Raw genomic sequence first — 21,106 nt, 5'->3', positions numbered from 1 at the left:
TCCCTGCAAAACACGGCGGGGCGGAGGACATTCCCCGCCCCGCCCGTTCCCTCACGCAGCTTCACGCGTGATGATCTCGGCCTCGCCTTCCGGCAATTTGTGAACCGGGCATTTGTCAGCCATCGCGATCAGAAGCGCGCGGTCATCGGGCGTCAGATCGCCGATCAGGGTAACGACCCGCTCGAAAGCATGGGGCTTTTCACCGGCCGGATCCGGATCCGCCCCCATGCTCATTGGCGGCGCGCGCAGATGGCGCACCTCGACCGAAACATCGTCAAGCGTGATTTTCTTGCGGCCCTCAACCATGCGGATCGTCATCGTGGTGCAGGCGGCAAGGCCGGCCACCACCAGTTCAAACGGATCGGGGCCGGTGTCCTGCCCGCCATAGGTGCCCGGCTCATCCGCGCCAAGAATGTGGTGGCCCACATTGATATACTGCCCGAAGGGGCCAAAGCCGCTTTCACGGGCCTTCACGACATTGCTTTGCGGAGCATTGCTCATGAGATCTGTTCCTTGTTGCGGAAAATGCGTTCAGGTGATCTGCAGCGAGCCCCTGGCCGCCATCATCAGGTCGATCACCTCGGGCGCGGTGATGATCTCGTAGCCCGGCACCATCTGTTCGGCGCTGAACCCGTTATGGATCATGCAAGATTTGCAGATGCCGATCCGGCCACCGCCCGCGATGAATTTCGCCAGCAGATCCGGGACCGGCTCGAAGGGCTTGCCCACGTCGATCCCCGCAGTCGCATCGGGCTGGCCGAGTTCGACTGCTTCGACCATCAGCAGCACCATGGCGCTGTGCCCCTTTTGCAGCGCGTTCAGTGCCATGGTGAAGGCCACGGTGACCTTGGCCGGGTTGGCGCGACCATCGAACAAGGTTGCGACGAAATCAGCGGATTGCATGGGTCTCTCCTGCGATCTGGGACAGAGCTGGGGCCGGGGCCGGGCAAAATCGCGCCGATCGGGTGCTATTCTTTCCCGATCTGGAACAGGAGCCCGCTGCGGACAAGACCGCCAATCTGCCATGATATATCGCCAAAGCGACAGGCCATCACCGGGTACAGCCTGATCGGCCCTGCCCATTTTCGGTCGTTACTGCTAGAACCCTTATTAACGCAGGAGAGCAGATGGACGATTGGACTGCATATTTCAAAGAAATGGATCAGCTTCCCGTCCCGATGCGCAAATCCCTTTTGCGCGACAGCCGAAAGCTGCAGTTCCCGGCGGGAACGCGGCTGTTCGGTCCGGGGCAGCCCGCAGGGTATCTGCTTCTGCTGGTCTCGGGAAAGGTCAGGGTCACCCAGGTTTCCGACACCGGGCGCGAGGTCGTTCTCTATCGCGTCGGCGCGGGGGAGAGTTGCGTGCTGACCTCGGCCTGCATGCTGGCCTATGATGATCTGGCAACCGAAGGCGTGGCGGAAACCGATATCGAGGCCATCGGCATCCCCCGGGCCACCTTCGACGAGATGATGGCAATGTCGCCCGATTTCCGCGGCTTCGTCATGCGGGCATGGTCGCGGCGGGTGACGGATCTCCTGTCGCTGATCGACGATATCGCGTTTCAGCGCATCGACCTGCGGCTTGCCACGCGACTTCTGGCCATGGCTGAGGGCGATACCGTCCATGCCACGCATCAGCAACTTGCCACTGAGCTCGGCTCGGCGCGGGAAGTGATCAGCCGGACTCTGTCCGAGTTTCAACGCCGGGGATGGATCGAACAGGCCCGGGGCGAGGTTCGGCTGATCGACCGGCCCGCGCTCGAAAAACTGACGCGAGAGTCGGAACTGTAACCAAGTCACCGACGGGAGGTTGCGGTCGTGGCATCCACATGCCACGAAACACAGTCCCGAGGTATCCCAATGATCAAGAACCTTGGCCAGCCCGACCGTATCCTGCGGTTGGTGGCCGGAATTGTCGCAGCGGTGATCGCATGGCTCTATGGCGGCGGCTGGCCGGTGCTCGGCCCCGTGCTGTGGGTCGTGGCGGCCGTACTTATCCTAACCGCAGCCTTCGCCACCTGTCCGGCCTATAGGCTGTTCGGCCTGTCCACCTGCCCGCTGAAAAAGAAATGACCAGCTTCACCCCTCTGACCTCTTTCGCGGGCGGCATGCTGATCGGGCTGGCAGCCGTTCTGCTGATGGCCTTTCACGGTCGCATCTTCGGTGCGACCGGCATCCTGTCCGGCCTGATGCGCGGCGGCGATATGCGCGACTGGTCGCTGCGGGCGGCGCTGCTTCTGGGCATGGTGCTGGCACCGGGGCTGGTGCTGCTCGTCACCGGCAACTGGCCCGCGCTGGACGTGCCGGTGTCGATGACCGCGATCATCGGCGGGGGGCTGCTGGTGGGACTCGGCGTAAGTTATGGCGGCGGCTGCACCTCGGGCCATGGCGTCTGTGGCAATGCCCGGTTTTCACGCCGCTCTATCACCGCGACGCTCAGCTTCATGGCAACCGCCTTCCTCACCGTCTATGTTACCCGTCACCTGATCGGAGGTTGAGATGCGCCTGCTTTCCGCACTGCTCATCGGTCTGATCTTCGGCATCGGCATTGCCACCTCCGGCATGATCAACCCGGCCAAGGTTCTGAACTTCTTCGACATCGCCGGGACTTGGGATCCCAGCCTCGCCTTTGTCATGGGTGGTGCGCTGGCGGTTGCCATACCGGGATACCGGCTGGTGCTTGCCCGCAAGGCGCCGCGGTTCGAGCCGAAATTCCAGCTTCCCGAGACAAAGCTGATCGACGTGAGGCTGGTTGCCGGATCCTGCCTCTTCGGCATCGGCTGGGGGATTGCAGGGTTCTGTCCCGGCGGCGCTCTGCCCGCACTGGGCACGCTCCGTTCCGAGGCGCTGGCCTTCGTTGCGTCAATGATCCTCGGTCTCTTCATCGCGCACGGTCTGAAAGCCCTCGCCGCCCGCTCCCCGCAATCCGCCTGATCTGGCCGCCCGATCTGGCCACCTGATATTCGGAGGTTCCCATGTCCTGTAAAGCCGACCTCACCGTGAAACCCGAAGTCACGCCCTTCTTCGATCCGGCGACCAACACGATTTCCTATGTGGTGAAGGATCCCGGCTCGGATGCCTGCGCGGTGGTCGATTCCGTGATGGATATCGACTATGCCGCCGGTCGCATCAGCTACGAGTCTGCCGATGCCATCATCGCCTTTGTGCGTGCGCAAGGGCTGAAGGTCGAATGGCTGATCGAGACCCATGTCCATGCCGATCACCTTTCGGGCGCGCCCTATATCCAGGCGGCACTCGGCGGCAAGATCGGCATCGGTAGCCAGATCAGCGTGGTGCAGGAAACCTTCGGCAAGGTCTTCAACGAAGGCACCGAATTCCAGCGTGATGGCAGCCAGTTCGACCGGCTGTTCAATGACGGCGATACCTATCAGATCGGCGGCATGGCCTGTTGCGCGATCCACACCCCCGGCCATACTCCGGCCTGCATGACCCATGTGATGGGTGATGTAGCCTTCGTCGGCGATACGCTGTTCATGCCCGATGGCGGCTCGGCCCGCGCCGATTTCCCCGGCGGCGACGCAGGCACGCTCTACGACAGCATCCAGAAGGTGCTGGCGCTGCCGCGCGCGACCCGGCTTTTCATGTGCCACGACTATGGCCCGAACGGCCGCGACATCGCCTGGGAAACCACGGTGGGCGAACAGCAGGACCACAATATCCATGTTGGTCAGGGCCGCACCCGCGACGCGTTCATCGCCATGCGCGAGGCACGTGATGCCACGTTGAAGATGCCGACGCTGATCATCCCTTCGCTTCAGGTCAATATGAAGGCGGGCGAACTGCCGCCCGAAGACGAGACCGGCAAGCGGTTCCTCAAGGTGCCGCTCGGCGCATTGTAAAGGGCGGAATAGCATGGATATCCAGAAACTCTCGCCCCAGCTCGGGATCTGCGGACAGGTCGAACTGTCGGATATCCCCGAGATCGTCCGGGCTGGCTACCGCCTCCTGGTCTGCAACCGCCCGGACGGTGAAGAGCGCGGCCAGCCCGGCTTTGCCGAGATCGCCGAAGCCGCTCAGGCGGCCGGGCTGACTGCCCTGTATCTGCCCGTGGCCGGACCTTCCGATTTCGCGCGTCAGGCCCCCGCCATGGCCGAGGCGATGCGAACAGCATCAGGTCCGGTCCTGGCCTACTGCCGGTCCGGCGCCCGATCCTCGATGCTGTGTAGCGCCGCCATAGCCCCCTGACCGTGCCTCATCGCCTCGCCCGCGCCTGAAGCCGCGCGCGACCAGCCATTGCCGAAAGCGGCCCCCCATGCGCCTGTCCCTGACCCGCCATCTGCCGATCCTCGACTGGGGACGGCGCTATTCAAAATCGGATCTGTCTTCCGATCTGACGGCGGCGGTGATCGTCACCATCATGTTGGTGCCGCAGTCGCTGGCCTATGCGATGCTGGCGGGCCTGCCCCCCGAGGCGGGGATCTATGCCTCTGTCCTGCCGATCGTGCTATACGCGATCTTCGGCACCAGCCGGGCGCTGGCTGTCGGGCCCGTCGCCGTCGTTTCGCTGATGACCGCATCCGCAGTCGGTCAGGTGGCGGAAAGCGGCACGGCGGGCTATGCTGTGGCTGCGCTGACGCTGGCCCTGCTATCGGGCGCGATGCTGATCGGCCTGGGCCTTTTGCGCTTCGGCTTTCTGGCGAACTTCCTGTCCCATCCGGTGATCGCGGGGTTCATCATCGCCTCGGGCCTGCTGATCGCCGCCGGTCAAGCGCGGCATATCTTCGGCATCGCGGGTGGTGGCGACACGTTGCCGGAAATCCTGCATCGGCTCTGGCAGCATCTGGGCGAGACAAACTGGCAAACGCTGGTGATAGGACTGGCTTCGACCGTCTTTTTGGTCTGGGTGCGCAAGGGGATGAAGCCCGCTTTGAGGCGGCTTGGCGCAAGCGACGGGCTGGCGACGCTGCTGACCCGCGCCGGGCCGGTCTTTGCAATTGTCGCGACCACAGTCACCGTCTGGGGGTTCGGCCTGCATGAACAGGGCGTCGCCATTGTCGGCCACATCCCGCAAGGATTACCACCCTTCACCCTGCCCGGCCTGTCGCCCGGGCTGATCGGAACGCTTGCCTTGCCCGCCGCGCTGATCTCGATCATCGGCTTTGTCGAAAGTGTTTCGGTCGCGCAAACCCTGGCCGCCAAGAAGCGCCAGCGCATCGACCCGGATCAGGAGTTGATCGGCCTTGGCGCCGCCAATATCGGCGCGGCATTTTCGGGTGGCTTTCCGGTGACGGGCGGCTTTGCGCGTTCGGTGGTGAATTACGACGCGGGCGCCGCCACCCCGGCGGCGGGCGCCTTCACCGCCATCGGGCTGGCACTGGCCGCACTGACGTTGACGCCACTGCTTTACTTCCTGCCGCAGGCGACGCTCGCCGCCACGATCATCGTCGCGGTCCTCAGCCTTGTCGATCCTGCCATCCTGCGCCGGACCTGGGCCTATTCCCGCCGCGATTTCGCCAGCGTGCTGGTGACAATCCTCGCCACATTGTTTTTCGGGGTCGAGGCCGGGGTTTCGACCGGGGTCGGGCTGTCGCTGCTGCTGCATATCCTCAATACCGCCCGCCCGCATGTGGCCGAGGTGGGCCTCGTCCCCGGCAGCCAGCATTTCCGCAACGTGCTGCGCCATCAGGTCGAAACCCTGCCCGGCACGTTGATGCTGCGGGTGGACGAGAGCCTCTATTTCGCCAATGCCCGCGCCATCGAGACGATGGTGCTGGATCGCCTCGCCGCGGACCCCGCCATTCGCGACGTGGTGCTGATGTGTTCGGCGGTGAATGTGATCGACTTTTCCGCGCTGGAATCCCTTGAGGCGCTGGCCACGGAACTGGCCGCGCAGAAGGTCCGCCTTCATCTGTCGGAAGTGAAAGGCCCGGTCATGGACCGGCTCAAGACCACACATTTCCTGCGCGATCTGAACGGCGAAGTCTTCCTGTCGCAATACGACGCCTGGAAGAGCCTGGCCGCGACAGGCCCCAGTGCGTAGGCCGGGTAAACACACCGGATGGCCCAGACCCTGCTTATGGCGATGGTGCTCACCATGAGCAGGGGGCCGAGGCGAAAATCCTGTTTGCGGCCCTGCCGACGATATCGCGCTGAAAGCAGCCCTGGAAACCGCGACGGCAGGCCACCCCCGAAAGATGCGAGCCCGCGGGTCTTCTGAAGACGATGATCGCGGTCGCGCATGCGCTCAACTCCAGGCCCCGCAAAACTCTCGGCTGGCGAACGCCCGCTGAAGCCTTCGAGGATGTCCTCGAACATGATAACAACGAGGGTGTTGCGACGACCGGTTGAATCCGCCCAGTGTGCAACAGAGTGCCTTTGAGCACGCGGCTTTGAACTGAATCCGACCTGCGAACACAATACCGGCCCGCGGCATGTTGATGGCCGCATCAAAGGCCGGACACATGTCAGCACCTGACAGCGTGCAAAACTGCTTCAGAAACCCTCTTGCGCAAGGGGCGTTTATACATGTTGCACAAATCATCTGAGGGGATTCATCTATTGAATCCAGGCTGATAGGCGAGCAGCATGAGCAGGCCGTTCCCGCCGACCTACAAGACCCGCAACTGGCCGAGCTACAACGAAGCGCTCAAGCGCCGCGAGTCGCTGACGATCTGGTTTGACCTCGACATGGCATGGCCGGGTTCGCGCAGGTCTAGGGATGTGGCGCAAGCGGAGTGCTGAACTGGCTTGCGCATGATGCCCAGGCAAGGGGCAAAACTCTTCCACGAAAGGAACCTCAGATGTCCGGCAAACCCGAAGTGACCGGTCTCTTCGATCCGCGCACCTGGTCGGTGCAATATGTCGTGGCCGACCCCGCAACGAAGGACTGTGCGATCATCGACCCGGTCAATGACTACGACGAGAAATCCGGTCAGACCGGAACGGAACACGCCGACGAGATCCTGCGCTTCGTCACTGACCGGGGCTATCATGTGCAATGGATCCTCGACACCCACCCCCATGCCGACCATTTTTCTGCCGCGCATTACCTGAAAGAAAAGACCGGCGCGCCCACGGCCATCGGCGCAAAGGTGGTCGAGGTGCAGAAGCTATGGCAGCAGTGATGCGCTGATCGAAATGGCCGTCAGTGTCACCGTGACTGCAGGAAACTTCCAGCAGGCATCATCGTAAAGAGACTCTGCGCGACTTCCCGGACCGAATTGTCGACCATCACACGGAGTGAAGCGGGATGTGCAACCGAACCAGGTGCTTTGCGCCGTCCAACAGCACCCGTGTGTCGTTATCCTCCACATTTATGAAACCGTCTGGCGCAATGTCTCCCTGCTTCACCCGGATATCGATGGCGGTGTCGGCCACCTGCACCGTTGCGGAGAAGCCAGGCCAATGTGCAGGCAAGCACGGCGCGATCCGCAGGTGGTCACCCTCGCGTCGGATGCCCAGAATGCCCTCGACCGCAGCGCGATACATCCATCCCGCAGACCCGGTATACCATGTCCAGCCGCCCCGTCCCTCATGCGGCGCAACCGAATAGACATCCGCTGCCACGACATAGGGTTCGACCTTGTAGCGTCCGGCATCTTCGGTGGTCAGCACATGGTTGATGGGATTCAGCATCGCGAACAGGCGCGCCGCTCCGTCACCATCGCGCAGCTTCGCCCGTGCCAATATCGCCCACATCGCCGCATGGCTGTATTGTCCACCATTTTCACGCAGACCGGGGGGATAACCTGCAATGTAGCCGGGATCAGGGCCGAAGTCGGAGGCTGCATTGTCAAAAGGTGGGGTGAACAGCAATGCGATGCCCGTATCGGGGCGGATCAGATGCCGTTCGACCGAGGCCATGGCCGTCGTGGCGCGTGCCGGATCGGCCTGACCCGACAATACCGCCCAGCTTTGCGCGATGGAGTCGATCCGGCAGGCTTGGCCGCTCGCCGAGCCAAGCCAGGTCCCGTCGTCGAAGGTGGCGCGACGATACCATTCGCCGTCCCAGGCTTCCCCCTCCAGTGCCGTGCGGAGGCTGGCAGCATGTGCCTGCCAGCGCATGGCGTGCGCCGGATCGCGGACCTCGGCCAGGGGGATGAAGCGGTTCAGAGTGTCGAGCTGCAACCAACCCAGCCAGACGCTTTCGCCGCGCCCAGCCTCACCAACCCGATTCATGCCGTCATTCCAGTCGCCGGTCCCGATCAGCGGCAGCCCTAGTGTGCCAGTCAGCGCGATGGCCCGGTCGAGGCCAAATACGCAATGCTGCCAGAGCGTCGCCTCGGTCCCCGAAGGTTCGGGCAGGAAGAAGGCGTCATGCTGGCCCGGGGCCAGTAAGGGGCCCTCGACGAAGGGCACCAGTTCTTCCAGCACCGCGCCGTCGCCGGTCACCGAAAGATAGTCCGCGACGGCATAGGCCAGCCAGACGCAATCGTCCGAGATTCTCGTGCGCACGCCTTGGCCCGAATGCGGCAACCACCAGTGCTGCACGTCGCCCTCGGGGAATTGCCGCCCGGCGGCGCGCAACAAATGGCTGCGAACGCGGCGGGGCTGCGGCAGGGTCAGCGCCATGCCGTCCTGCAACTGGTCACGGAAGCCATAGGCCCCACTTGCCTGATAGAAGCCGGCACGCGCCTGAACGCGGCAGGCCAGTGTCTGATATTGCAGCCAGCCATTGACCATGATGTCCATCGCGCGGTCCGGCGTCTCGACCTGCACGGCGCCGAGCACAGTCTCCCAATGCGCTTCAACCTCGGCCAGCACGGCATCGAGATCCGCGCTGCGCAGGTGCGAGATCAGGGCGCGCGCGGTCTCGGGCGCGCTGGCCTGGCCGAGGAAATGATCGATGGTGATGCTGGCGCCGGGCGCCAGATCGACCGTCCGCGACAGGGCCAGGCAGGGGTCATGCCCCGCACCGGTTACACCCGACAGCCTTGCTCCGCGCATCAGTGCCGCAGGTGCGGTCAGATCACCGCCCCGGCCCAGGAACCCTGTCCGGTCGGCGGTGAACCCGGCCTGCGTGCCGACAAGATCGGCAAACATCACCCGGTCAGGAAACGCCATGTTCCACGGGTTGTGCGCGAAGAGAGCACCGGTTTCGGCATCGCATTCGGTGGCAAGGAACGCGGCGGAGGCGGCGCGCGAGTTGCCCATCACCGGCTCGGCATAGCTGACGACCGTCAGCCGCCGGGGGCTATCCGACAGGTTGCGCAGGCTCAGCCGCGAGATCTTCACCGGATCGGTCAGCGGCACGAATTGCAGCAGTTCGAATCTTATCCCGGCCGCTTCATGTTCGAACCGGCTGTAGCCGAAACCATGCCGGGCGATGTGGCGCCCCGGTCGGTGCAGGGGCCGGGCGGTGGGGGAGAACACCTCCCCCGTCGCCTCGTCGCGGATATAGAAAGCCTCGCCGGTCGGATCGGACACCGGATCGTTCGACCAGGGCGTCAGCCGGTTCTCCCGGCTGTTCTCGGCCCAGGTGCTGGTGCTGCCGGTGGCAGAGACGTGGAAGCCAAACCCGTCATTGGCGATGACATTGATCCATGGAGCGGGTGTGGTTTTGCCATCTTCAAGGACGGTCACATATTCGCGTCCGCCTTTGGCAAAGCCGCCAATGCCGTTGAAGAACTCCAGATCCTGCGTCGGGTAAACCCCGACACGCGGCGCACCTGTGGCGCGGGTGGGTTCTGCTGCGGTCATCCTGTTGCCCGCGACCGCTCCCGACAGGATGACCGCGATCTGTTCCGCCAGCACCCCGCGCCGTGCGACCAGCACCACGCGCGCAACGGCCATCAGAAGCGCACGCGCCTCGGCCGGGATCAGATCGGCGCGCAGCGCATGGGTTTTCCCTTGCCCGCTGCCCGCATCAGGGGCGCGGCTGCCGCGCAGCGCCGCCTCGATCCCGGATTGCAGGCCCTGCACGTAGGACGCCGGATGCACGTTCAGGATCACCAGATCCACTGCAAGCCGCTTGCCGCGCCAATACTCCTGCGCTAGCAGCATCTCATGCACCTGCGCCATGTCGGCGGCATCGTCGATGCGCAAGAGCACAATGGGCAGATCGCCCGAGATCCCCATCGGCCACAACGCCGACTGCCTGCCCGCCCCCTGCGCGATCTGGTCGGCCCGGGCGCGGAATCGCCCGTCCGGATACAGGATCGGTGCGATGAGGCGCTGGAACCCGGTGGCCTGCACCGGTGTGATCGCGAGATGGCGCAACTGAACCTGTGCCTGGGTCCAGGCCAGCGTCTTGGCGCGGTCGAAGGCGTTGCGGTCATGGTGACGGTCGATCAGGTCCAGCAGATCGGCCCGTGTCGGTGCGGCCACGGTCCAGAACGCGAGCTTCACGGTGCCGCCTGCCGGGACCCTGACCCGCTGACGCAGCGCGAAGACCGGATCGAGCACGGTTCCAACCCCGCCCCTCAGCCTGTTCCCTGCCGCCAGAGCCTGCGCCGAGGGCAGGTCATTGTCGCGCCCGATGAAGGCTGCGCGGTCGGTTTCGAATTCCATCGCAGCGGAGAGCTCGCCCTCCACCACCAGAAAATGCGCCGCCCAGACCGGGGTCCCATCGGGGGATCGCGGCCTGCGGGTCGCGATGATCGCGCCGAATTCCGGCAGGTATTCCGTCTGCACGAACATTTTGGCGAATGCGGGATGGGCCTCATCCGCCGCCGGTGTGGTCAGGGCCAGTTCGGCATAGGACGTCAGTTCCACCTCGCGCGGACGGCGAGACGTGGAACTGATCGAAACAAGGCGCACTTCGGCGTCATCCTCGCCCGAAACAAGCACATCCATCACCGTGGACAGTGTGCCGCGCCCGCTTGAGAACCCGGCGCGATCCTCGAAGAACTGCACCTGACGCTGGTCGTCGCCGCCCCCGCCCGCGACGGAATGCAGCCGACCGTTTTGCGGATCGCGCAGCCAGATCTGTGTGCCGCCGGTGTCGCGTGTCGCATCCGCCTGCCATCGGGTCAGGGCGATATCGCCCCAGCGGCTGTAGCCGCCACCTGTTGCGGTCAGCATTACCGCATAATTGCCGTTCGACAGGATGTGGCTGACCGGCGGACCTTGTGGGGCGCCTTCGATCAGCGCCATGCGCTGCATATCCAGCGCGCTCGGGCTGTCGGGCACCGCAACGGCTTCGGGAAGCGGCTTCACGGCCGGAATGTCGCGCGGGATGCGTTCCTGCAAGACAAGCTCGGTCGCGCGGATCATCGGCTCGGCATGGAAATGCGCCCGCATGCGGCCAGACTGCAGAACATTCGCGATGGCGACGATGGTCATACCCTGATGATGCGCCATATAGCTGCGCACCACAGCAACTGTTTCGCCTTCGGGTAGCCGCGATGGCGTGAAATCCAGCGCCTCATAAAATCCGTAGCGACCACGGCCCCCGGCCGCCTCCAGCGCAGCGTAGTTTCGGCGCGCCTCGACCGGGGCGAACATCGCGGCAAGCCCGGTCGCATAGGGTGCCACGACGAGGTCAGTCGCAAGGCCGCGCTTAAGCCCCATTCCCGGGATACCGAAGGTGGAATACTGGTAGTTCATGTCCAGATCACGGGCGTTGAAGCCGGATTCCGAAATGCCCCAGGGGACCCCACGCCGGTGTGCATAGGCGCGCTGCCCCGCCACCACCTGCCGGTTGGTTTGATCAAGCAGGCTGCCCGCAGGCTCCTCCATCACCAGTGACGGCATCAGATATTCGAACATCGAGCCGGACCATGATACCAGAACCGATCCGCCGCGCGCGGGCGTCGCCGAGCGACCCAGGCGGAACCAGTGGCGCACCGGCACATCACCCTTGGCAATGGCGAAGAGACTGGCCAGCCGCGCCTCGGAAGCCAGAAGATCATAGCAACTCTCGTCGAGGACATTGTCGTCGCGCGACCAGCCGATCGACAGAAGTTTGCGGTCCGCATCGAACAGGAAGGCGAAATCCATCGCCAGAGCCATGGCACGTGCCTGCGCTGCCAATGCCTGCAGGCGCGGCGGCAGCGCGGCGGGATCATAGGGGTGGGCATTGCGCGCGCATTGATCGCTCAGGGCCTGCAACCAGCCGTCAAGATCATCGGCCAACGGTTCGTTCGCCAATGCCCCTTTAGCCTTTATGGCGAGACGAAGGATGGCCGGCCAGGCAACGCTTTCCCCGGGCATGAGGATTGCGGCCTCCAACCCGTCCAGGAGGCCGCTCATTGGCACTCCGCCGCCACTTCGTGACTGCCGCGCAAGTTGAAGTGTATCGAGAAGGCCCGCGCGTTGCGTGTTGCTGTCCGGCCAGCCTTCGTCCCTTGCCCAGCTTTCGCAAGCGTTTGCCAGAGCGATCAGATGCCCCGCCAGATTTCCGCTGTCGACCGATGAGACATAGGCCGGGTTGAGCACCCGACCATCCGCCGTCCCATACCAGTTGTAGAAGTGCCCCCGATGCTTCGGCAGTGCCTGCATCGTGGCAAGAGTCGCCTCCAATCTCTCTGTCGCCTCGACAGTTCCGATCCAGCCGAAGTTCCGGGCGGCCACGCAGGACAGCAGATAGAGGCCCATATTCGTGGGCGAGGTGCGGGCGGCAGTCAGCGGCACCGGGGTTTCCTGATGGTTGTCCGGTGGCAGATGGCTGTGTCCCGCGGCCACGAAGGTCTCAAAGTAGCGCCAGGTCGCACGGGCGATCACTCGCAGCTCACGCGCAGCATCGGGAGAGAGGGTGTCCTGATGCGCGCGGATGAATGGACGGCTGATCCGCAGTGCGATGAACGGCGCACAGAGCCACAGGGCGGCGAAAGGCAGCGCCAGTGCGGCTGAAGCCGGGGCCAGCGTCACGGCGCCCGCCACCAGAAAAACACCCAGGACCATCCCGCCCGCCATGAAGCGTGACATATCCCACAACCCGGCGCGTGTCCGGCGCGAGGCCTGTGCCGCCGTGGTCCATCCCAGCAGATGACGGTGCGAGAAACAGGTCCGCCAGAGGGTGCGAAACACTGCATCCATCATCCGCCAGGCGGTATCGGCCAGGAAGGTCACCGCCAGCCCGACCCGCAGACCGGCGAGGACCAGATCGCCCGCCGACTGGCGCAGTTGCCTGGAAAGATCCAGCCCGGACCGGCGCGGGATCAGCCCGAGGATCGCCGGCCAGACCACCGGCACTGCCAGCGCGACCATGAGCAGCAGCGTTGCGCTCAGCGCAGCACCCCCCGGCAGCAACCACCCCAGTGTCAGGGCGGCAAGCATCGAGGGTGCGATCAGCGAGCGGCGCAGCGTATCGGCCATCTTGACCCGGCCCAGCACCGGCACCCCGGGCGCGAAGAGCCAGCGCAGGAGCTGCCAGTCACCCCTTGTCCAGCGATGCTGGCGACGGGCGGCAACGTCAAAACGGCCGGGAAAGGTCTCGACCAGTTCCACATCCGAGGCCAGACCCGCGCGGGCGAAAATGCCCTCAAGCAGGTCATGGCTCAGCAGGGTATTGTCGGGAACCCGCCCCTTCATCGCCGCCTCGAAGGCGTCGATGTCATAAATGCCCTTGCCGGTGAAGGACCCTTCGCCGAACAGATCCTGCCACAGATCCGAGGCCGCCGATGCATAGGGATCCATCCCGCCAGGCCCGGCGGTCGCCTGTTGGTAGAGCGTCGCAGGCGAGCCTGGCTCCAGCGATGGGGTGATACGCGGTTGCAGAATACCATAGCCGCTGGTCACACGGCCTGAGCCCGGTTCGAATGCCGGGCGGTTCAGCGGGTGAGCAATCTTGCCGATCAGGCGCGCCGCAGTGTCGCGCGGCATCCGCGTATCGGCATCCAGCGTGATGACATAGCGCACGCGGGCAGGAACGACGGGCACTCGTCCATCAGCATCGCGGAACCCGGTATCCGTTGCACCACGCAGCAGGCGGTTCAGTTCGTGCAGCTTGCCGCGTTTGCGTTCCCACCCCATCCAGACGCCCTCGGAGGCATTGAACTGCCGGGAGCGGTGCAGATGCAGGAAACGCGGGCCGGCCGGGCCAGGCGGATGGCGGCGGTTCAGCTCTGCAATGCCTGCGGCGGCCTGGGCCAGCAGTGCCGCATCACCGGGCATGACCTCCTGCGTGGCGTCGACATTGTCCGTCAGAAGCATGAAGGTCAGATCACCACCCGCACCGGAAAGATGATGAACCTCCAGCGCCTCGATCTGCGCGCGAAGATCCTCTTCACCGGAGACCAGCACCGGCACCGCGACAACAGTGCGAAATTCAGAGGATACACCTGCCCGCAGGTCGAGGCCCGGCAACAAGGTTGCCCCGACACCTGCGCCCACGAAACGGTCAACCAACATCACCGCAACACCGCTGGCCGGCAACATCATGGCCAGAAGCCAGAGCGTGCCCACAACTCCGCCCGCGATCGACATCCCGCAAAGCGACAGCAACGCCAGCGTCAGAACCGCAATTGCGCCAAGATAGCCACCCAAGCCCGCCGCGATGCCCCATCTGTGAACCCGCAGGCGGACAGGGGGACGAAAGCCGATCTCTTGTTCAAAGGCCGGTCTCCCTGCCGCGATCAACGACCAGCCCGGATCCGCCTGCATCGTCCCCGCAGGCGCTGCCGATGCCCGCCCGCATGCCAAAGCGACGACGTCTCCCTCGCTTAGCGCCGCGCCGCGCGCGAGATCCTCTACCCCGCTACGGTAAAGATTGCGGCTGGGAAAATCCATGGCTGCATAGCCCGGATAGGCGCGCAGGTCTGCCTCAACCAAGCTCACGCTTTCAAACAGATCGGACCAGTCGGTCGCAGAAATTCTGCGCATCGCGGTGATGACATTGCGCAGAGTGACATTCGAGGCACCTTGTCGCTCCTGTGCGTGACGGACGACAGTGTCGATGGTCGTATCCTGGGCCGCCAGTCTCTCCTCAAGCCAGCCTGGCGCGGGATTGGTGCGCGGATCGCGGTCCCGCAGCCGACGGGCAAGCTGGGCGGCAAAAACCTCGGACAGAGGTTCCCTTGCCCGACGTTCCACCTCTGGCAACAGGGCCGAATGCGCCGCGCCCGGGGCGCAGATGCGATCGGCAAGGCCGTCAGCGTCCAGCCGGTCGGCACGACCCATCGTCATCTGATCCGCCAGGCGGCGCAGGTTCTCGATCAGAACGATGCGCAGGGTGATGGCTACGGCCCAGAGCTCCCCGATCGTCAGCGGCTGCACCGTTTGATAGGCGGTGAGGTAACGGCGCAGGGTGTCCTGATCGAAATGGCTGTCGCTATGGGCCACGTATGCCCATGTCAGGCCAAAGACGCGTGGGTAGCCTGCGAATGGTCCATCTGCGAGTTTTGGCAAAAGACGATAGTATCCATCAGGCAGATCGGTGCGCACTTCGCGTATCTGCGCCTCAACGAGGTGGTAATTGTCCAGAAGCCAGGTCGCGGCGGGCACCACTTCGCGCCCGGCCGCCACTTCGCTGGCGCTGGCGCGCCACGCCGCAAGCAACACCCTTGCATTGTCGTCCAGCCGACGGCGCAATCTCCGGACCCTTTTCGTCCTGACAGCCACCGGCTGCGCAGACGCCAGAGAGATCGCGTGCTGCTCAAGCCGCTCGGCGCTGAAGAGTTCCGCACGAACAGGTGCCGTATCCGCCCAAGGATGACCCAGCACAATATTGCTGGCCGCCATCTGCCAGGAATTCGCCATTCCGGCAGGAATACGTCTGAACGCCGCCCCGAGGCGATCGTTCAACCCTTTCTCTTCTTCGGCATCGCCGCGGGCGCGAGTGTTCCTTTTTCGAATAAAGGCGCCGCAACCGGGGCGATCCTGACCTGTTTCGGTTTCTTCGGCTCACGATTTCCGCGTTTGTTTCCCTTGGCCATAAAATTATCCTTTGATTTATCGACCGCGAAGTGCGGACGTGAACACTCAGTCCTCGCGGGATGCGAAGATGCTGAAGGGGGACGAACCAGCCATCGCATTCACTTGATGGCGAAGCGTCGGCAATTATTGGATATCAAGACAGCGGCGCGTAGCGGAGCTTCCTCGACGCCAGATCAACCTCTGGCATGAGAATGATGGAAAAGGACCTTAATAGCAATCCCTTCAAGTGAGAAGCACTACGGCTGACGCGAAGGGCAGCCCACAAGTTCGCATTATATCATGCAGTTAGAGCGGTTCATGGCTAGATGTAAGGATTAAATTTTCGTCATGTCTTGATTTTCTGGGATTTCCACTTAAATCAACAAAATCAGAATTTTCCTGGATTAGAGGCCGGGCGAGTATGTGATTTATCTCCTTGGCGAGAAATCTCTGTGGATTTCTTTTATTTTAACATCGGCTTCTGCCGGTGCGGTTATTTCTGGTCTGATCTGCAGAAATGGCATGAGGTGGAGATTGATTTGGCTGACATGAAAAAGAAGCAAGAGGTCCTTCGCTCATCGCCGAGAGAAAGCATCATGGACCGCACCACCGTTGCCGCACGAGATATTGTCGAAGCGGAAACCCGAAAACGCCATGAATTGACTCTGTCACTTCGTGCGGCTCGTTTGGCAAAAGAGGAGGATCTGTCTGCGAACCCTCCGCCGAAGAGTAAGTCGCGCCGCTGACACGCGGCCATTGCTTGTTCGGGCGTCGCCAGAAGCAAGTCGCGCACTTAAAATGAAGGAGAATTTGATGCACAAATCGAACAGATACTGCGCAGCAATACCTGCGGGCTCCGTCGGCAACGTCAGCAAAAATATAGAGCCGAACTTTTGTTCAGCACGAGAGGAAAAAGCCATGGAGATCGAGTCCTCCGGTGGCGGTGCGATGCTGCCTTATGTTCGGCTGCACAAGCTGATCCAGGAATAGAAAACCGCCTCGCCATGGCGGCCAAGGTTCCCGTGTGAATTGGTGGGACAAGGCGACGCTAAGATGCAGCTCGTCCGCACCCATCAAGAAAGAGTAGCCGGGAAGGTAAGGCGGCGGAGCCCGCTCCGCCGCTTTGCTTCGCAAATCAGGAGAAGATATATGGGATACTCCACGCCTAAAGAGCCTTTCAACCTGGCCGAATTTCTCAGCCAGAAAGCGGCGCCACGATCATACCGGAAACCCGTCTGGGGAAGAAAGTCGGCGTCCAAGCCGACGGCCGAAGAGAATGCGGGCGCTGACGCAGGCCCGGAAAAGCGCCTGAAGGAAGAGCCCGGCGGCTGACGCGGTCGGCAAAACTGCCCTGCCTGCGCGGTGGGCTGGGGTTAATTGTCGGGGCTGCCCAAATACCCCTCGCAATTTCATGCTCCTTGCCCTATATGTAACGAGCATATGTTTTTTTCGGACCTGTTCCTTTCGGCTCAGCATTCGATCTTCAGCTTTGCCGGGCTGCTACGTTGTGTGGGCAGCATCTTGAAAAGGAATATCACGATGGCCAATGGCACCGTGAAATGGTTCAACTCCACCAAAGGCTTCGGCTTCATCGCTCCCGAAGGGGGGTCCAAGGACGTCTTCGTTCATGCGACCGCCCTGGAGCGCGCCGGACTGCGCGGCCTTGATGACGGTCAGGCCGTCTCGTTCGACATCGAGCGCGACCGCAATGGCCGTGAATCGGCGACGAACCTCACGCTCGCCTGAGCCCAGGCGCCCTGACGCCACGGGTGGGATCGGCGCAGTCCGGACCCGCTCGTCTCCCTGAACCGTTCGCATATTGCGAATGTGCCGGTTCTCTTCTCCCTGAAAGAGTTGACTTGATAGAAATCCACTGGGGGGAACCCCTGTCCTTTGTCATGTCGCCAGATGGCGACGTCCAAAAAATCAATACCATAGAGCAGGCAAAATACTGGCTGGCCAGAAAGTGGCCAGTGTCGGATGACGCTCGCGAACGGGCGCTTCGTCATGTTGATGCGGCCATGCACTGCATAGGATCGGTCGGAACCGCGCGGCGCGCGTTCATCGCCGCGGCCCGCACTGCGGGCTTCGTTCCTGAAGATCTCATTGCCCTTTCCCGCCGTCAGGCCGCGTAAGCTACGATATGCACCCGCTGGCCCGGGATTGGTGCTGCGCATTCAGTCCCTGTTCACTACGGACGGCGACTGGATATTGGCCTCGTCGCAGGTCATGGCCTCAGCCCGGACTTCGCTCGAACCTCGGCAAAGGACACCAGCCTGCCCTCAGCCTCGTCCCAGAGATGCAGCCGAATCGCGGCAATGCTCTCGCTGATGGTGAGGCGTTGAGCCTCGGCCAATTCGCGGTGATCCCGGAGGACCTCTGGCAGCCGGTAGAATGGAATCCGGGAATACAGGTGATGGACGTGGTGGATGCCGATATTGCCGGACAGCCAGCGCAGCGGTTGCGGCAGCACATAATGTGAACTGCCCTCGAGCGCCGCATGATGGAGTTGCCAGTGCTCTCCGCGGGACCAGTGGGTCTCTTCGAACTGGTGCTGAACGTAGAACAGCCAGACCCCGATTGTCGCCGCCACGATAGAGGTGGGCAGGAAGATCATCAGAACCGGCATCAGGCCGCCGAACCATATCATCAGGGCCAGTGCGATTGCGATCATCGCATTGGTGCCCATGGCCGAGGTCCAGTATCGCCAGCCCGATTTCATCAAGCCGAACGGCAGCCGGTTTTGCAGCATGAACAGGTAGCTGGGCCCCAGCAGGAACAGCACAATCGGATGGCGATACATACGATACATGAGGCGGCCGAAAGCCGGGCGGGCCCGGTATTCTCCTGTGGTCAGGGTCAGCACATCACCGATTCCGCGGTGATCAAGGTCACCATGATGCGCGTGATGGATCGAGTGGGTGCGCTTCCAAACGGCATAGGGTGTCAGGGTCAGAACGCCAAGGCTGCGACCGAGCCAGTCCTGTGCATTTCTGTTCAACAGAAACGAGCCATGCCCGCAGTCATGCTGAATCACGAAGATCCTGACGAGGAACGCACCGTTCAGAAGCGCCAGGGCCAGCGCCAGCCAGGCACTCACTGAAAGCGCCGCCCAAGCCAGCACCCAAAGCGCGACGAACGGCACCAGCGTTACCGCCAACTCAAAGAGGCTGCGCGCCATCGTCGGTTCGCGGTAGCGCGCGAGGGCGCTGAGCCAGGCGCGCGCATTGCGGGGAGGCACGGAACTGGGCCGACCTGTTTGATCTGTCATCTGTGCCTATACATCTTCTCTCCGACAATGTGAGGGAGAGTTCTCCGGCCCTGGAAAAAGGCCATTACGTCAGCGGTCTGTTCAGGCCCCTTCCGGTTAGCGGGCATAGGTGGGGTTTCAACCAACAATGCATTGCCACCTGCGATGCGCTGTCGGCGAACCACCTGCTTCGCCCTCCTCGCCGCAGTTTCCGGAGCCGAGGATGTAGCATGGTCATATCGCCGCAGAAGCCGCAATGGAGAACGAAATTGCCATCATCTCGAAGCGGGTGCAGTTCTCGATCGGAAAATACGTCGTCTGCTGGATGAATATGCGCAGTGGCGCTCCACCCTCTGCCCAAAAGCATTCTGCGGATCGGGATGGGCAAGGCTCCACGAGCAGCCGCACTTCCAGCCATCTGTACGGGAGCAGCCTGCTGGATATCCATGCATTATCGCGCGGATTCGCGCCCGCAACCAGAGGCGGATAGCTATGCTGCGGAACAAAGTCGGAAATCCTGACCTGGCGCCGGGTCAGGATGGCGAATCCTGGAAGCAAGCAGCGCCGTGAGACGGGACTTTTTCTCCACGATAGGGTGCATGTAGGTGTCGTCAGCATCGGATTTCGACATGCAAGCTCCAATTGCCGACCCCGCCGATCGAAGGATTCACGAATATTCTTGACCGCCGCGCCGCCGACGCACAACCTCGTTGGAACCTGCCCGTGATCGCGACCATAGTTCCGAAGGCGCAGTCACCACAGTCGCCTCTACAGTCGGCATAGTGTTTCCGGGCGTGGGGGACGTCCTCTCGCAACTTCATATCCCATCCCTCCGTTCCCTCTGCCCAGGGCCCGGATCTCGTTACAGGCTCATAAATCGGAGGCCCGATGCTGATACGCTATGGCTACGAAATCGCACTCACCTGCCCACAGCCCACGCCGTTGGTCTGCCTTCTCGCAGTGCACGAAGATCGCGCGGCAGATCTGCGCACGCCCGAGACCTTTTTCACGACCCCTGCCGGGCTGGCGAATTCGACCTATCTCGACCTCTATGGGAACCGCTGTCGCAGGCTGACCGCGCCCGCCGGGGATCTGACGATCTGGGGCGATGCAACCATCGCCGACAGCGGTCTGCCTGACCGTGTCCTGCCCGAAGCGCGGGAGGTTCCGGTGATCGATCTTCCTGACCATTGCCTCGTCTACCTGATGGGCAGCCGCTATTGCGAAACGGACCGGCTCAGCCAGACGGCCTGGGATCTCTTCGGTGCAGTCGCACCCGGCTGGGGTCGGGTTCAGGCGATCTGCGACTATGTGAACGGACATATCCAGTTTGACTATATGCAGGCCCGCGCCACACGGACGGCATTCGAGGCCTGGCAGGAGCGCATCGGCGTGTGCCGCGATTTTGCGCATCTTGCGGTGACGTTTTGCAGGTGCCTGAATATTCCCGCCCGCTACGTCAACGGACATCTGGGCGATATCGGTGTGCCGGTGGTCGATCCGATGGATTTCAGTGCATGGATGGAAGTCTGGCTTGATGGGGCGTGGCACACTTTCGATCCCCGCAACAACAAGCCGCGGATCGGCCGGATCGTGGTGGCGCGGGGGCGTGACGCAACCGACGTTCCCCTGATCAATTCATTCGGCCCCCATGTCCTGAAATCCTTTCGCGTCTGGACCTACGAAGTGGCAGAGTGAAAGCAATATCGCCACAGCCTTGGAAAAGATTCCGCTGCGGCATCAGTCGAGTGACCGCTTCGGGGAATGCGTTCGCGCAACATGGGTCGAGGCCGACCGGCAGTCTGTGGCCGCGGGAGTGTGGGAACTCTCTTCTGTGTCAGACTTTGCCGTGGTTTTGGGAGGTCGAGATGGCAGGGTTCATCGAGGACACGAGCGCGATCAGGCTTCCCTGTTTCCCCATCGGTTGGACGACCGGATCGACGCGGACAGCATGGTCAGGGTTGTCGACCTCTTCGTCAACGAACTGGACTTGCAAGGCCTCGGGTTCGCGCGTTTCGCGCCAGCGCGGACGGGCCGTCCCGGCGATCATCCCGCGGTGCTGCTGAAGCTGTTCATCTATGACCAGTTGAACCGCATCCCC

At 62.9% G+C, this 21,106-nt stretch carries 19 protein-coding genes and 2 pseudogenes; 16 read left to right on the top strand and 5 right to left on the bottom strand.

Annotated elements, in window-relative coordinates; translation table 11 throughout:
• Window positions 1-51: 51 nt before the first annotated feature.
• Complete coding sequence (locus tag ABNX41_RS17410; protein WP_438670974.1) at window positions 52-501, bottom strand: OsmC family protein; 450 nt, start codon at window positions 499-501, stop codon at window positions 52-54.
• A gap of 30 nt (window positions 502-531) precedes the next feature.
• Window positions 532-903 carry a DsrE family protein gene (locus tag ABNX41_RS17405; RefSeq protein ID WP_438670973.1) on the bottom strand — a complete coding sequence of 124 codons (372 nt, stop codon included), beginning with the start codon at window positions 901-903 and terminating at the stop codon, window positions 532-534.
• Between the two features lie 224 nt (window positions 904-1,127).
• Between ABNX41_RS17405 and ABNX41_RS17400 the strand changes: the two genes are divergently transcribed.
• The 9 genes and pseudogenes from ABNX41_RS17400 to ABNX41_RS17360 all read left to right on the top strand — a co-directional run bounded on the left by ABNX41_RS17400 (window position 1,128) and on the right by ABNX41_RS17360 (window position 7,084).
• The gene (locus ABNX41_RS17400) at window positions 1,128-1,790 is read left to right on the top strand and encodes a Crp/Fnr family transcriptional regulator (protein ID WP_438670972.1); all 663 of its coding nucleotides are present in this window, start codon (window positions 1,128-1,130) and stop codon (window positions 1,788-1,790) included.
• Window positions 1,791-1,859: 69 nt separating this feature from the next.
• On the top strand, window positions 1,860-2,072 hold the full coding sequence (locus ABNX41_RS17395; RefSeq protein ID WP_438670971.1) for a YgaP family membrane protein: 213 nt from the start codon (window positions 1,860-1,862) through the stop codon (window positions 2,070-2,072).
• Window positions 2,069-2,497, top strand: a complete 429-nt coding sequence (locus ABNX41_RS17390) for a YeeE/YedE family protein (protein WP_438670970.1) — start codon at window positions 2,069-2,071, stop codon at window positions 2,495-2,497. The genes ABNX41_RS17395 and ABNX41_RS17390 overlap by 4 nt, the downstream gene beginning before the upstream one ends.
• Window position 2,498: 1 nt before the next feature.
• The gene (locus ABNX41_RS17385) at window positions 2,499-2,933 is read left to right on the top strand and encodes a DUF6691 family protein (RefSeq protein WP_438670969.1); all 435 of its coding nucleotides are present in this window, start codon (window positions 2,499-2,501) and stop codon (window positions 2,931-2,933) included.
• 41 nt (window positions 2,934-2,974) lie between these two features.
• Complete coding sequence (locus tag ABNX41_RS17380) at window positions 2,975-3,859, top strand: MBL fold metallo-hydrolase (RefSeq protein WP_438670968.1); 885 nt, start codon at window positions 2,975-2,977, stop codon at window positions 3,857-3,859.
• A 13-nt stretch (window positions 3,860-3,872) separates the two neighbouring features.
• Window positions 3,873-4,205 (top strand): protein tyrosine phosphatase family protein, encoded by a 333-nt coding sequence (locus ABNX41_RS17375; RefSeq protein ID WP_438670967.1) that lies wholly within the window; start codon window positions 3,873-3,875, stop codon window positions 4,203-4,205.
• A gap of 67 nt (window positions 4,206-4,272) precedes the next feature.
• Window positions 4,273-6,000, top strand: coding sequence for a SulP family inorganic anion transporter (locus tag ABNX41_RS17370; RefSeq protein ID WP_438670966.1), 1,728 nt, complete (start codon window positions 4,273-4,275; stop codon window positions 5,998-6,000).
• Window positions 6,001-6,545: 545 nt separating this feature from the next.
• Window positions 6,546-6,677 (top strand): annotated as a pseudogene (locus tag ABNX41_RS17365) (IS5/IS1182 family transposase); the annotation flags it as partial.
• 83 nt (window positions 6,678-6,760) lie between these two features.
• Complete coding sequence (locus ABNX41_RS17360) at window positions 6,761-7,084, top strand: MBL fold metallo-hydrolase (RefSeq protein WP_438670965.1); 324 nt, start codon at window positions 6,761-6,763, stop codon at window positions 7,082-7,084.
• Between the two features lie 106 nt (window positions 7,085-7,190).
• Here the strand turns inward: ABNX41_RS17360 and ABNX41_RS17355 are convergent, their stop codons facing one another.
• Window positions 7,191-15,581 carry a glycoside hydrolase family 94 protein gene (locus tag ABNX41_RS17355; protein ID WP_438670995.1) on the bottom strand — a complete coding sequence of 2,797 codons (8,391 nt, stop codon included), beginning with the start codon at window positions 15,579-15,581 and terminating at the stop codon, window positions 7,191-7,193.
• 59 nt (window positions 15,582-15,640) lie between these two features.
• Window positions 15,641-15,775 (bottom strand): hypothetical protein, encoded by a 135-nt coding sequence (locus ABNX41_RS17350; protein WP_438670964.1) that lies wholly within the window; start codon window positions 15,773-15,775, stop codon window positions 15,641-15,643.
• 432 nt (window positions 15,776-16,207) lie between these two features.
• Between ABNX41_RS17350 and ABNX41_RS17345 the strand changes: the two genes are divergently transcribed.
• The 5 genes from ABNX41_RS17345 to ABNX41_RS17325 all read left to right on the top strand — a co-directional run bounded on the left by ABNX41_RS17345 (window position 16,208) and on the right by ABNX41_RS17325 (window position 17,890).
• On the top strand, window positions 16,208-16,501 hold the full coding sequence (locus tag ABNX41_RS17345; protein ID WP_438670963.1) for a hypothetical protein: 294 nt from the start codon (window positions 16,208-16,210) through the stop codon (window positions 16,499-16,501).
• Between the two features lie 67 nt (window positions 16,502-16,568).
• Window positions 16,569-16,745 carry a hypothetical protein gene (locus tag ABNX41_RS17340; protein ID WP_438670962.1) on the top strand — a complete coding sequence of 59 codons (177 nt, stop codon included), beginning with the start codon at window positions 16,569-16,571 and terminating at the stop codon, window positions 16,743-16,745.
• A 159-nt stretch (window positions 16,746-16,904) separates the two neighbouring features.
• On the top strand, window positions 16,905-17,087 hold the full coding sequence (locus ABNX41_RS17335) for a hypothetical protein (protein WP_438670961.1): 183 nt from the start codon (window positions 16,905-16,907) through the stop codon (window positions 17,085-17,087).
• Between the two features lie 207 nt (window positions 17,088-17,294).
• Complete coding sequence (locus tag ABNX41_RS17330; RefSeq protein ID WP_438670960.1) at window positions 17,295-17,501, top strand: cold-shock protein; 207 nt, start codon at window positions 17,295-17,297, stop codon at window positions 17,499-17,501.
• A gap of 116 nt (window positions 17,502-17,617) precedes the next feature.
• Complete coding sequence (locus tag ABNX41_RS17325) at window positions 17,618-17,890, top strand: DUF982 domain-containing protein (RefSeq protein WP_438670994.1); 273 nt, start codon at window positions 17,618-17,620, stop codon at window positions 17,888-17,890.
• Between the two features lie 92 nt (window positions 17,891-17,982).
• Here the strand turns inward: ABNX41_RS17325 and ABNX41_RS17320 are convergent, their stop codons facing one another.
• Window positions 17,983-19,026, bottom strand: coding sequence for a fatty acid desaturase (locus tag ABNX41_RS17320; protein ID WP_438670959.1), 1,044 nt, complete (start codon window positions 19,024-19,026; stop codon window positions 17,983-17,985).
• Window positions 19,027-19,893: 867 nt separating this feature from the next.
• Between ABNX41_RS17320 and ABNX41_RS17315 the strand changes: the two genes are divergently transcribed.
• Entirely contained in the window at window positions 19,894-20,703 is an 810-nt protein-coding gene (locus ABNX41_RS17315) for a transglutaminase-like domain-containing protein (protein ID WP_438670958.1), read from the top strand.
• Window positions 20,704-20,873: 170 nt separating this feature from the next.
• Window positions 20,874-21,106 (top strand): annotated as a pseudogene (locus tag ABNX41_RS17310) (transposase); the annotation flags it as partial.

The sequence above is a fragment of the Pseudogemmobacter sonorensis genome (assembly GCF_042762395.1).
Taxonomy (GTDB): Bacteria; Pseudomonadota; Alphaproteobacteria; order Rhodobacterales; family Rhodobacteraceae; genus Pseudogemmobacter; species Pseudogemmobacter sonorensis.
Note: the sequence above shows the minus strand (reverse complement) of the source record. Positions and strands in the feature narration are given on the sequence as shown.

Coding starts and splice junctions, on each gene's coding strand:
- ABNX41_RS17410 (WP_438670974.1), bottom strand. CDS start 501: ATGAGCAATGCTCCGCAAAGCAATGTCGTGAAGGCCCGTGAAAGCGGC.
- ABNX41_RS17405 (WP_438670973.1), bottom strand. CDS start 903: ATGCAATCCGCTGATTTCGTCGCAACCTTGTTCGATGGTCGCGCCAAC.
- ABNX41_RS17400 (WP_438670972.1), top strand. CDS start 1,128: ATGGACGATTGGACTGCATATTTCAAAGAAATGGATCAGCTTCCCGTC.
- ABNX41_RS17395 (WP_438670971.1), top strand. CDS start 1,860: ATGATCAAGAACCTTGGCCAGCCCGACCGTATCCTGCGGTTGGTGGCC.
- ABNX41_RS17390 (WP_438670970.1), top strand. CDS start 2,069: ATGACCAGCTTCACCCCTCTGACCTCTTTCGCGGGCGGCATGCTGATC.
- ABNX41_RS17385 (WP_438670969.1), top strand. CDS start 2,499: ATGCGCCTGCTTTCCGCACTGCTCATCGGTCTGATCTTCGGCATCGGC.
- ABNX41_RS17380 (WP_438670968.1), top strand. CDS start 2,975: ATGTCCTGTAAAGCCGACCTCACCGTGAAACCCGAAGTCACGCCCTTC.
- ABNX41_RS17375 (WP_438670967.1), top strand. CDS start 3,873: ATGGATATCCAGAAACTCTCGCCCCAGCTCGGGATCTGCGGACAGGTC.
- ABNX41_RS17370 (WP_438670966.1), top strand. CDS start 4,273: ATGCGCCTGTCCCTGACCCGCCATCTGCCGATCCTCGACTGGGGACGG.
- ABNX41_RS17360 (WP_438670965.1), top strand. CDS start 6,761: ATGTCCGGCAAACCCGAAGTGACCGGTCTCTTCGATCCGCGCACCTGG.
- ABNX41_RS17355 (WP_438670995.1), bottom strand. CDS start 15,581: ATGGCGGCCAGCAATATTGTGCTGGGTCATCCTTGGGCGGATACGGCA.
- ABNX41_RS17350 (WP_438670964.1), bottom strand. CDS start 15,775: ATGGCCAAGGGAAACAAACGCGGAAATCGTGAGCCGAAGAAACCGAAA.
- ABNX41_RS17340 (WP_438670962.1), top strand. CDS start 16,569: ATGCACAAATCGAACAGATACTGCGCAGCAATACCTGCGGGCTCCGTC.
- ABNX41_RS17335 (WP_438670961.1), top strand. CDS start 16,905: ATGGGATACTCCACGCCTAAAGAGCCTTTCAACCTGGCCGAATTTCTC.
- ABNX41_RS17330 (WP_438670960.1), top strand. CDS start 17,295: ATGGCCAATGGCACCGTGAAATGGTTCAACTCCACCAAAGGCTTCGGC.
- ABNX41_RS17320 (WP_438670959.1), bottom strand. CDS start 19,026: ATGACAGATCAAACAGGTCGGCCCAGTTCCGTGCCTCCCCGCAATGCG.
- ABNX41_RS17315 (WP_438670958.1), top strand. CDS start 19,894: ATGCTGATACGCTATGGCTACGAAATCGCACTCACCTGCCCACAGCCC.